Source organism: Gilliamella sp. W8126 (assembly GCF_016102185.1).
Taxonomy (GTDB): domain Bacteria; phylum Pseudomonadota; class Gammaproteobacteria; order Enterobacterales; family Orbaceae; genus Gilliamella; species Gilliamella apis_A.
Window position 1 is genome coordinate 426,642 of sequence record NZ_JACFPE010000002.1, and the last position, 11,519, is coordinate 438,160.

Annotated in this window: 6 protein-coding genes; 4 read left to right on the forward strand and 2 right to left on the reverse strand. The window is 33.7% G+C overall.

What is annotated here, in order from left to right:
- Nucleotides 1-2 precede the first annotated feature (2 nt).
- A complete protein-coding gene (fhuB, locus tag H3S74_RS05905) occupies nucleotides 3-1,976 on the forward strand; it encodes a Fe(3+)-hydroxamate ABC transporter permease FhuB (RefSeq protein WP_198247465.1) in 1,974 nt (657 codons plus the stop codon).
- 153 nt (nucleotides 1,977-2,129) lie between these two features.
- Complete coding sequence (locus tag H3S74_RS05910) at nucleotides 2,130-4,166, forward strand: TonB-dependent siderophore receptor (RefSeq protein ID WP_198247466.1); 2,037 nt, start codon at nucleotides 2,130-2,132, stop codon at nucleotides 4,164-4,166.
- Between the two features lie 144 nt (nucleotides 4,167-4,310).
- Here the strand turns inward: H3S74_RS05910 and H3S74_RS05915 are convergent, their stop codons facing one another.
- Nucleotides 4,311-4,898, reverse strand: a complete 588-nt coding sequence (locus H3S74_RS05915) for a hypothetical protein (protein WP_198247467.1) — start codon at nucleotides 4,896-4,898, stop codon at nucleotides 4,311-4,313.
- 332 nt (nucleotides 4,899-5,230) lie between these two features.
- Here H3S74_RS05915 and H3S74_RS12685 point away from each other — a divergent pair, with 332 nt between their 5' ends.
- Nucleotides 5,231-6,586, forward strand: coding sequence for an SWIM zinc finger family protein (locus H3S74_RS12685; RefSeq protein ID WP_198247468.1), 1,356 nt, complete (start codon nucleotides 5,231-5,233; stop codon nucleotides 6,584-6,586).
- Nucleotides 6,576-9,896, forward strand: coding sequence for a hypothetical protein (locus tag H3S74_RS05925; protein WP_198247469.1), 3,321 nt, complete (start codon nucleotides 6,576-6,578; stop codon nucleotides 9,894-9,896). Before H3S74_RS12685 ends, H3S74_RS05925 begins: the two co-directional genes overlap by 11 nt.
- Before the next feature lie 754 nt (nucleotides 9,897-10,650).
- Here the strand turns inward: H3S74_RS05925 and H3S74_RS05930 are convergent.
- The gene (locus tag H3S74_RS05930) at nucleotides 10,651-11,469 is read right to left on the reverse strand and encodes a helix-turn-helix domain-containing protein (protein ID WP_110447336.1); all 819 of its coding nucleotides are present in this window, start codon (nucleotides 11,467-11,469) and stop codon (nucleotides 10,651-10,653) included.
- Nucleotides 11,470-11,519: the final 50 nt, after the last annotated feature.

Genomic DNA, 11,519 nt, shown 5'->3' on the forward strand with positions numbered 1-11,519 from the left:
GTATGTCGGCATTGAAGAAAATCATCTTAATTAATTTATCTCTTTTTTTACTTGCACTGATAGCAATCGTTTGGATTATTGTGCATGAGTTACATCAGCCTTTTTTGCAAGTTGATTTAATTCAAGTAAGTGTATTAAAACGTATAATTCTTGTCGATAACTGGTTACCTCGCTTTACTATGGCTTTATTGGTTGGAGGGGCATTAGGTATTAGTACCATCATTCTACAGCAAGTTACTTATAATCCCTTAGCCTCTGATTCAACGTTAGCTGTAAGTAGCGGTGCTTATATTGCCCTACTGGGCACTCATCTTTTTATGCCATCATTATTACTTTGGTTAAGTAGTGCAATGATTGCATTCTTTGGTGGACTTGCCAGTTTACTGCTTGTGTTTATGATGTCTTATCGTAATCAATTTTTACCAATCAGGATGCTACTGTCAGGTTTGATATTAAATTTATATTTGGGAGCATTAGCCACAGCATTAGTTATATTCCATCCTGAAGCGGCTAAAAATATTTTTGCTTGGCAAGCTGGCTCATTAATTCAAGATAGTTGGCATGATGTCAAACAGATAGTTATTGTCTCTTTGATTGCATTTTCCATCCTGATTTTATTATTGCGCGCATTTGAAGTTATGCAATTAGGTGAAACTCAAGCAAAAAGTTTAGGTGTACCGGTAGTGGTGCTCCGTGTTGTCTGTATTTTGTTTGTCGCTTATTTATGTGCTACAACACTAAGTTTAGTCGGGATGATTGGATTTATCGGCCTAGCCGCAGCTACCATGATTAATCAATTGCAGTTAACTAAAGCCTGGCACAAGCTTCTCTTTTCATATACAACAGCAGGATTAATTTTATTATTAACAGATTGTCTTTTAGTTATTATCCAGTTCTATTGTTCTTTTTATTTGCCTGTCGGCACAGTCAGTGCATTTATTGGAACACCTTTATTACTTTATTTAATTTTCAAAGCGTTACCTACAACAATTAGTATATCAAGTAATAACTCTTTAACTCGATGTGATTTATTAACGCCTATAAAAACAAGGGGACACTGGATATTAGCGATATTAATAATCTTAATATTATTATGGTTTAGTTTAACAATCAGTAATACACAATACGGTTTTATATCGACTAGTTGGAATCATTCTCTTATAAACATTAAATTACCAAGAATTATCACCGCCATTTCGGCTGGAATCATGTTAAGCACGTGTGGCGTTTTACTGCAATGCATGACCCATAATTCTCTGGCTAGCCCTGATTTGTTAGGTATTAGCTCAGGTGCAGCTATTGCTATTATTGTCACAGTTATGACGATGGGGTCTGACATCATGCCACTTTGGTTGCCGGGATTATTGGGTGCTCTACTGACCTTTTTATTTATTATTGCAATTAATATTAAAAATAAATTCCAACCTGAAAAAGTGGTTTTAACGGGAATAGCTTTTGCCGCTTTTTTAACGGCTCTGATTCAATTATTTTTAGTTACTGGCGATCCGCGTATTCAATATTTATTAATATGGTTATCGGGATCAACATACAGTAGTGGGCTACTAAGTAGTGTGGTGATATTTTTAGTAGCATTATTCATTTTATTTATATTATTAATATTTTCACGGTCAATAAGCTTGTTGGAATTGCCAGAAAATATGAGTAATGCATTAGGAATGAATAGCAATATTGTCCGTTTTTTATTAATTGTCGTTTCGACCATTTTAATTACTTTAGCCACATTACAAATTGGACCACTTAGTTTCATTGGTCTACTTGCGCCATTAATGACTCGGATTATTGGTTTTCATTTCATCCGTAACCAATTACTCATGTCATCGCTAATTGGAAGCATATTAATGATCGCTGCTGATTGGTTAGGTCGTAATATTATGTTTCCTTATGAAATTCCGACAGGAGTTATGGCATCACTGATTGGTGGGTCTTGCTTTATCTATCTAATAAGGCGTTCTTGATAATGTCGGCTTTTTTGCAAACTTTTAAACCATATGGTCATACTATTTTTGCTATTAGTCATGATAACAATATTTTAAGCATACTGATGGCATTATTGAGGAGTTCAATGATCAACCACATGAACTCAGTTCATCACCAAAAAGGAGAAAACTATGAGTTATTCAACTCATTTTAAACCTAAAAATCGCATTTTAGCTTGTTCTATATTATCTGTTTTACCTATCATCGCATATGCTGAAACAACCGATACAATGGAAGTTGTTGGTTCAATGGCTAAAACAGGCACGGTCAAATTTTATGATACGCAATCGACAGATTCTATTGATGAAAAGCAGATTAAAGATAAAGACTATAAAAAAGTTGACGAAGCACTATCTTATACTTCTGGCGTATTGAATAGTTCATATGGTCATGATGGCCGAACAAATTGGTTGAAAATTAGAGGGTTAGATGCTTCTTTTACTTTAGACGGTATGCCTCAATTTACTTATAGTTATTTTGGTTCAACACCTGAAATTTTCGGACTGGAAAAAATAGAAATATTAAAGGGCGCAAGTTCTCAACTATATGGTTCATCTAAACCTGGCGGTACTGTCAATATGATAACCAAACGCCCCAAAAATACTCCGGCTGGTGAAGTTAATGTGTTTTATGGAACACATGCACAAGTAGGAATAAATGGAGATTATAGTGGCATATTAACTGATGATATACGATATCGAGTAGTGGGTGCCTATCGAGATGAAAATGGACAACAAACTAAAACTGGATTAAAGCATTATTATTTTGCGCCGAGTTTAACATGGGACATAAATGAACTAACTTCTTTAACTTTATTATCAAGTTTTCAACGTGATTTTGGCATTCCTGAAAATGGATTTTTCCCTGCTTATGGCACGCTATTTCATTCTAAATATGGGAAAGTAGCAAGGGATACTTATTATGGTGATAAAGATTTTGATAATTTTAATCGTAAATCAGAAACAGTCGGTTATGAATTTAGACATCAATTTAATAATGGATTTGTTTTTACACAAAACTATAAATATGCTCATCAAGATTTAGATTTATCAGGTGTTTATGGTATGGATTTCACACCAACAGTTGATGGAAAAAATTATTCACGTTTTGCATATTCTCAAATAGGTATTAACAATACTCATACAATTGATAATCGCCTTTCTAAAGATTTTGAATATGGAAATTGGCGAGACACATTATTAATTGGAATTGATTATTTAAATACCAATATGAGTGGAAATAATTTTAGTGGCAGCGCTAGTACAGTGAATCGTTTTAAACCAAGATTAACCCATTCAAATATTACAGGTAGTTATTCGCCTTTTAAATTAAAAGCACAAGAATTAGGTGCATATGTACAAAATCAACTGACTTTTGATAATAAACTGATTTTCAATCAAGGTATGCGTCATAGCAAAATAAAAAATGATGGATACTGGAGTGGTTCTGATTTTAATCGTGATTATAACCACAATGCCTACAATTCAGGTTTAATGTATATTTTTGATAGTAATATCGCACCTTATATAAATTATTCAGAATCATTTTTGCCAGTGTATGGTTATGATAGTGTCAACAAAACAATGTATCGACCTTATGAAGCAAAACAGTGGGAAGTAGGGGGAAAGTATGAGCCTGATTGGTTTAATGGTACATTCACTCTGGCCTATTTTGATATTAAATCTCAGAATTCATTTGTTTCTAATGGGACAGGGCAAGCATCACAAACATTAGAAACACGCAGTAAAGGTGTAGAGTTACAAATAAAGGCTGATATTACTAAAAGTATAGATATGGATTTTGCTTATACTTACACTCATGCTAAAACAGATCAAACAGCTTCATTGACAACACGTAGTTCATTAATTCCAAAGCATGCTGCTTCAGCTTGGGTAAATTATAAATTTGATGGTGAGTTTGATGGGTTAACTGTTGGATCAGGGCTTCGTTATATTGGTAAAACTGTTGATGAAGTCTATTATCCAAATGAAAGTGTACCTAGTTATACCTTATGGGATGCAATGGTTAAATATCAGTTTAATAAATCATGGTCAGTACAAGTTAATGCAACTAACTTAACCGACAAAAAATATATATCAGGTTGTAGTTATTGGTGTTATTACGGTGCGGAACGCAGTGTGGTTGGAACGCTTAGCTATAAATGGTAGCTATCAACTTTAAACTAATAAAATGCAAACAATTGTTTGCATTTTTTATACTATTTAAAAAGGTATCATTAAAATAAGACAGTTAGAAAGTTCATCCTTGTTGGTTTATATTTGAACAGTTTAAAATGAAATTAGCTTTCTATATTATGGTTTGACTTTAGGTCCATAACTCCAGTCTAGAATGTATGGTTTATAATTAATATCTTGTTCATTATACTTTATAGAAGAGTCCATATCTTCCTCTTCATCTGAAGGAATTTTACCAACAAAATCATTCAAATCACCTACTTTAGGTATTGTAGTAAATTCTTCAATAGTGACTAATTTATCGTTTTTAACGTAAGTGATCTTCCAAATGTAATCTGTAGGCTCTTCACCTCGATAAAAAGTATCAGCAAATTTTTCTACCGTAGTTAACAATGTAAATAACTCACCACATAGATCTGATTCATCAACACAAAACTCAACCGAAACTACACGATAAATATTGTTACCGATGATATATCTTGCGACCGCTTCTCTGGAATAATCGTTTTTATCAGAATAATTATTAATAATAAATACAAAGCGACCATCATCAATATCTGCTGAGTAAGTTAAATATTCTATTCCATCATTTAAAACTTCTTTCTGTTTTTTAAATATGGATATATTTTCAGTATTTGGGGTGGCAAATAATGGAGCAGCAAACAACAAAGATAATATAGTGATTTGTTTTAATAGTTCTTTCATGTGTCATATTCCTATATTTTTATATGCAACAAATTATCTAAATATGCATTTCAGTAAAGATCGCCGTTTATTGCATTTCAATTTGGTTATTGTAGAAATGTTTGGCGCTCAACATTGCCAACAAAATGGACAGATAAGAGTAAAAAACAGATATTTTTCATAAAAAACCGAACATAAATAATCTTCTAATAAATAAATGCTAAAAGCAATGTTTCCCTTTAAAAAAACTCACTTTTTTGGTGTTTTTTGATAAACTAATTATTAATAAACAATATAATCGTAACAGATATAATATGTAGTATTTGTTTTAATTTTTTTATTTAGGAAAAAACGTGCGAGCTTTTTTTCAGCAATCAAATTTTACTGATGGAGCACTAGCTTTAGCGCTTTCTCCTGCATTGACGCCAACAGGTATTGTTAATCATCCGGTATTTTTTTCTGGTTTTGCTCTTTACCCTCAAATTATTGCAAGAGGATTGCTTGTATTAGCAGACATTACTTCTACGAACTATTTCCAGTATAAGCCTGAGTTTCAAAAAGATCCGGTACTTTCAGCGCAAGGCGATCGTGTAAGAGCAGAGTGTTTTTCTGCCTGTAATGGGGTATATGCACGTTTAGATTTATTAAGAGAAGGCCTTGATGGAGAGATTTATCGAGGTACTACTAATGTTGATATTGGTATTGGTTTAAGACAAGCTCTTGCTAAGGTTAATAGTAAAGACAGACTTCATTTAAATATAGGTGATCAAGGGTTACTAACACGGCATATAGAGGATAAAGGCAATCATCTCAAAGGGTTAGATAAAATCATTTTACAACGGCCTGTTCAAATGCCTAATCGGTGGATAAGAGCTTTAGGCAATATCGCTGAAATCCATAAAAACATGAAGCCAGTTTTTACAATAAAAGGACCTCAAGCACAAATGTTTGTGAGTACTCTACCTAATGTAACGAGTAAAAATCAATCTGGTTGGCTTGTACTATCGCGTTCAGGTATTAAATTAATGCCTAGAAGCGATACGCATAGTGTTTATATATCTGGCTTGCATCGTCTTAATGCACTTAAACGTCTAATAACTAATATTATAAGTTTAACCTTTTACTGTTTGCAAAATAACGAGCAGGGGCCATGCATGATTGAAGTAAGCCTTTTGGGCGCTCGTTTAACACTCAGCTTAACAGCTGAAGCATGGCAAGGATATTCTGGTGAAGGAGCATTGTTAACCTCTTTAGTTTCATCAGCAGAACAAAAAGATTCAAAAATAGTGAATGATCTTTTACAGTTTGATGCGCTTATTAATAAAGAACAATTGTCAAATGCTTCAGCATTAGAGGATTATCGCATTGAGCGGGCACTTGCTTATCTTGCCGTTTGTGGAAAACTTGGGTTTGATGCATATGAAGGTTCTTATTTTCATCGCGAGTTACCGGAAGATCCGAACCGAGTTTTAAAAGATAACCCACGGCTTATTGGTGCGCATAAATTAGTTGATCGGATCGAAAAAATTGATGAGATGACATGGATAGTCAATTCTACAGATGATAGTTATCGAGTTTCTATTCCTACAAATCAATTGAATTGCAATCCTCAATGTACATGTAGTTGGTATCTTAAGAATCAACAGAAAAAAGGTCCCTGTAAGCACGTTTTAGCTGTACAAATCAAGGAAGGTATTTATGAACGCTAAGCTTGAAGAAGCCGTCGCTATTTTTAACTCTTTGGGATGGGAAAAAGTAACTATAGATACCATATTACAGCAACCACTAGGAACAAAAGAACAACAAAAAATTGCGCTGAATGGTCTAAAAAATGGAGACTGGGAGCGTCTTATTAAAAGAGAAGCGAACAGTACTTACACCAATGAAGGATATATTGAATGCAATCTCAAACATATTACATTGTATGCTATTAGGATTGGAGTTTCTATCACCCGTGCTCTAGAGTTTGCTTATTTTGCTGATAGGCCATTATTACTGCCTATTATTAAGGATAAGGGTGAAAAATATGCGACTAACTTTATCAGCAAAGCTTGCGTATCCAGAAGAAGAGTATTTGAACACTCTTCAAGCGTATTTGGTGATATTGCAGTTCAACTTGTTGATCAGTTAAATTTAGCTATTCCTGAAAGCTACGAATATATGAAAGATTGGGCCGTTTATGCCGCTTTGTCGATGGGATTACCTGCTGAAGACTATTCTAGAGCAGTATCGACACAAGAGTTACCAACACAAGAACAAATAAAACGCAGGTTTTCTGAGCATATTAAAATAGGGATTGCCGTCAATGTACCTGCAACCGGACCATTCTTTTCTGTATTTATCGAAGGTGTTAAACAAGGTTGGCTCTCAAAACACGATGCAATAGAGTTTATCTTTTTTGCGTTAGATAATGCTATTCGACCTGGGGATAGAAAGGTTTGGGTTAGTGCTATAGATGAGTTGGGGATAAGTACTACAACGTTACATGAAAGAGCAGCAATTTTGATTCCTTTACTTGCCAAAGGTGAATCAAGTGTAATTGCAAAAATTGCGCCTATATTGATTGAGAATGTTGATGATGAACTTTTTAATGAGGTCATGATAGCCTCATTTTCAGCAAAGGTTAAATCAACAAAACAGTTAGTTTTAAAAACAGCAATGACAAGAGTAGCCCCTAATGATGTAGCGCAACTCACACCATGGCTGGCGATATGGTGTGACGATAAAGATAAATCTATTGCAAAGTTAGCTCGTCAATTGGCTAACCATTGGCAACTCAATTATGCACAAATTGAAGAAAGTCATACACAGGACATTAAACATCTTTGGCAAAAAACACCATCTTTATGGATATGTCCTCAATTTGATTGGGGAGAAGTGACACCTCAAGCACTAACAGAGCTTGCCAGTGAACTGGTTAATCGAAGAGAGTTTGTTTGTGATACTGTTGCTGAAAGATTTTTAGCTATTGCAAATAAGATCGCTTATACCGATCCTCAATCGGCTAAAACAAGTTTGGCTGGATTGAAAACAATATCTTTTGATGTGCTATTTTATTTAATTGCTTGTTGGGTGAAAGGAATCGAACCTGAAGGCTATTGGGGAGCTGATCAGAAAGATATGGTACATGAAGTATTGCATGCTCGTAATTATGTAGTTTGTAAAAATTTAGATCAATTACCTTGTATTTTATCAACTCCCAGTAAGAGTGATCTTTCAATTACAGTAGATGATCTTTGTAAGCGATTAGAAAAATATCAGAAAAATAATATTCATGCACTTGAAGCAGATATATTTTTAGCTTTAACTCGTTTGGATACCAAAACACAAAGTAGTAAAAATTTAAACTTATTAAAAACGTTAAAGGTTGATGTCATTTTACAATCAGGTAAAAAAATGCCTGTTAACGCTGGTGACATAGTTTTAGCTTATCTTGATTGCCCTGTAAAAGAAGTTTTATTAGATTATAATGAGGAATATTTTGGGGATATAAAAATTCCAACCACTCCATCATTACAATACTTTCCTAAACGGTTTGATTCTTTACGTGATTTGACTACTAGTGCATTTTCTGTGTTTCCGCTCTGGGGTGATGCGGCTATACGACTGAGTGTTTCCTCATTCAATGAAATGGAGCATGCCAAAGGCCTCATTTTTAGGCAAATTGCAAAACGGCAAATACCGTTTACTGCTGGTGTTGCAATGAATATTCTCGCTGCACAGCGTTCAGCATCACCCCGTGCTATAGCTGATATAGCCTTAGCCGTGAATGAGGCATGGGAAAAAGGTTTGCTTATACCAGGAATTGCTGATGTTTTCTTACTAGACTGGATAAATAGCACTCCTTCTAAATTAGTTAGCTTAGTTGCAACGCTGTCAAATATTGCTCAGCAAGGGCTTTTATCAGTTGTATGGCCAATTTTAGACGAATTAATTTTAGCCTCTTTAAAAGCGCCGAGATTACTAGTGGGAACTGATGAAATTGTAAATGCTATAGCAGAATTTTTACCCGAAGTTCAGTTTGCAGTTACCAATGGACTTGCGTCGCCAAATCAACTGGATCTTTTAGGTTTGAGAACTTTAGCTGAAAAAACAGGCAGTTCACGGGTAATCAATGTAGCAAAATATATTATTACTCAATTACCAGACATTAAGTCTGTTAAATCAAAAAAATCTAATGAAGTTAATGTAACTGATTTTGATAAAATTTGGCCTAAAAAAGAAAAAAACATTCCGGTACTTGATGATGGCGCTATTATCTCAATTGATTTATTTGAGCAAAGCAAATCTAATTCCGCTTTCATTTTTACATTGAAACTACCAGATATTAATGACCGAGTTTTTCATATAGTAAAAACAAATTGGTTTTATGATTTAGAAGAAGGGCAATGTCAAGCATATCCAGCCCCCATAGAACAGCCTAAATTTACAACGGATAGCCAGAAAAGTGTTTATTTGCATTGGGATAATGATAAAAAAGCCTTACTGGTCAGCAAATATCGAAATTGGTTAAAAAATGAAGATGGCTCATTGTCTAGTACAAAAATACCCGCATTATCGAATACTTTATTAATGGTTGTTATTGGGCTTCTTGCTCAAGATGGCGAGGGTGCCTATTTTGCTGAAAATTATGTTTTAACGGGTCGCATTGATGAAGGAACTGTTCGTAGAGCAATTTTACTATTTTTAAAAAATCCCATTGTAAGTCCTGCAAAACTTATTAGGTCATTAGAAAAAGAAATTAAATTTTTACCGCTACTTTGGCCTATTTTAATTGAATGTGTTCGTTTTGTTGGTAATCTTGTTAGTCGAGGGGAAAAAATACCAGTCTGGACAAATCGTATTTTAGATATATCGTTACAGTATGCTGCTTATTTGAAAGAAGCTGCATTGCGTGGTTACATAACAAACAAAGATGCTAAATGGGAAGGTCTGCATACAATAGCTTCATCTAAATTAAAGTCAGCAGCAGTTGCGAAAGCAAAACAGTTGCAAGAAGATTTAAATATTAACCTTTAATCAAAGACTGTTACAGTACTATTAAATGTATATTTATTTTGTTATTTCTAGTGCATTATGAACTTTAATGCCTAAATAGGATGTTATACTTTTGTAGTAGTATGTCTATTTAGGCAATAATTTTTAGTTAGAATGAGCCTTAAGCATAGCTAACTCCACTATCCATAATTATCCAAACGAGAACAGGTTATTAATCACCCAAATATTAATGTGATGGTATACACTCCTCAATTATTTTTACAAATAAATGGTGAAGTGATACTACAGGGCAGAAAAATAAGTAACATTACAATGAAAATGACTTATCCTGAAATCAGTTATTTCTTTACCAAAAAATTCCAGATAGAATACTTGCAAATATATATTTTTTATATAGTTATATTCTCGGTTCAACGTATATTGATTAAATTTAATTTTTTATCATAATAACGATGTGTATGAGGGATAGGTGTTCCTCTAGTTTTGTACTCAATATGAAAATGTAACATACTATCTTCAATATTTATCAAGTGTATTTTTTCCATATTCGGATGCATTGTTAATTGTTTACATAATGATTCAAAAGAGCAATAAGTCGTTTTATCTAATCTGGAAAGTATTAACTCAGTCTTAATTCATTAAGGTATAAGTGCTTGCGAACGCTTGATACAACTCAATGGTATTGTGATTAATCAAAAGCAATCTTTAGTCAATATTTCTGAAATGAAGAATATTATATTCAGTTAGTAGTATATAAACGATAATACAGTGTATTTTAGGTATGTAATGCCTGAAATACGCTGTACAAACAGTAATGTTTTCCGCATATAGTGTCTTTATTATCAATTATTAAAGCTCGTTTCAGTTGTGATGGTCTCAGCCCCAAACTAGATAAACATGTTCTGCTAAAATGAGCCGAATCAGAAAATCCCATATCATTGGCTAATTTTGTCAGTGTTGTAGGGGAGTCGAGTGTATCAATTACATCCTGTAATCTTTTCCACAATAGATAACCCCTGAAATTAATACCCAACTCAGAACGAAAAAGATGAAGAAAGCGACTTTCAGAAAGGTGTATTTTTTCGGCGATTTCCCTCGATGAAATTTGCTTTATGGGTAATGATGAAATAATAGAGACTGCTTTATTAATGCGGTTATCTTGATCACATGAACAATTAGGATCTGACTCACGTAATAACTTATAGACGTGATAAAGATCAAATGGTTGGCTAATCGTAACAGATTTCATAAAATAACTGGCAATTTTTAATGCTTCTTCTTTAGTTAGAAAATAAACAGGATTAGTTTCAGTAAAATGCGATAATAAGTGATAATAGGGATTTTCTGGGTCAATAAGCAAATTAATACAACAGACATCTGGTGCGCTCAGTTTATGAGGAACATTTGATTGAATAATAAAACCAAACACATCTTTTTTTTCATCTGGTGTTTCTAGCTCAAAAGACATATTGTGCAATGATATTGTCAATTGAAGAGAAGGGTGACGATGCCAATCCGTCGTGATATTGTTTATAAAAAGCAATGTAGATAAATTTTGTCGGTGCACTTTAACTAACAGATCATTGTCTAACATGATATTTTATCCTTGCTAAATAAACATCCTTGCCATCAAAAACAGTAACA

Excerpts from the sequence above, each read along its gene's own strand:
- fhuB (WP_198247465.1), top strand. The coding sequence starts at position 3 with ATGTCGGCATTGAAGAAAATCATCTTAATTAATTTATCTCTTTTTTTA.
- H3S74_RS05910 (WP_198247466.1), top strand. The coding sequence starts at position 2,130 with ATGAGTTATTCAACTCATTTTAAACCTAAAAATCGCATTTTAGCTTGT.
- H3S74_RS05915 (WP_198247467.1), bottom strand. The coding sequence starts at position 4,898 with ATGAAAGAACTATTAAAACAAATCACTATATTATCTTTGTTGTTTGCT.
- H3S74_RS05925 (WP_198247469.1), top strand. The coding sequence starts at position 6,576 with ATGAACGCTAAGCTTGAAGAAGCCGTCGCTATTTTTAACTCTTTGGGA.
- H3S74_RS05930 (WP_110447336.1), bottom strand. The coding sequence starts at position 11,469 with ATGTTAGACAATGATCTGTTAGTTAAAGTGCACCGACAAAATTTATCT.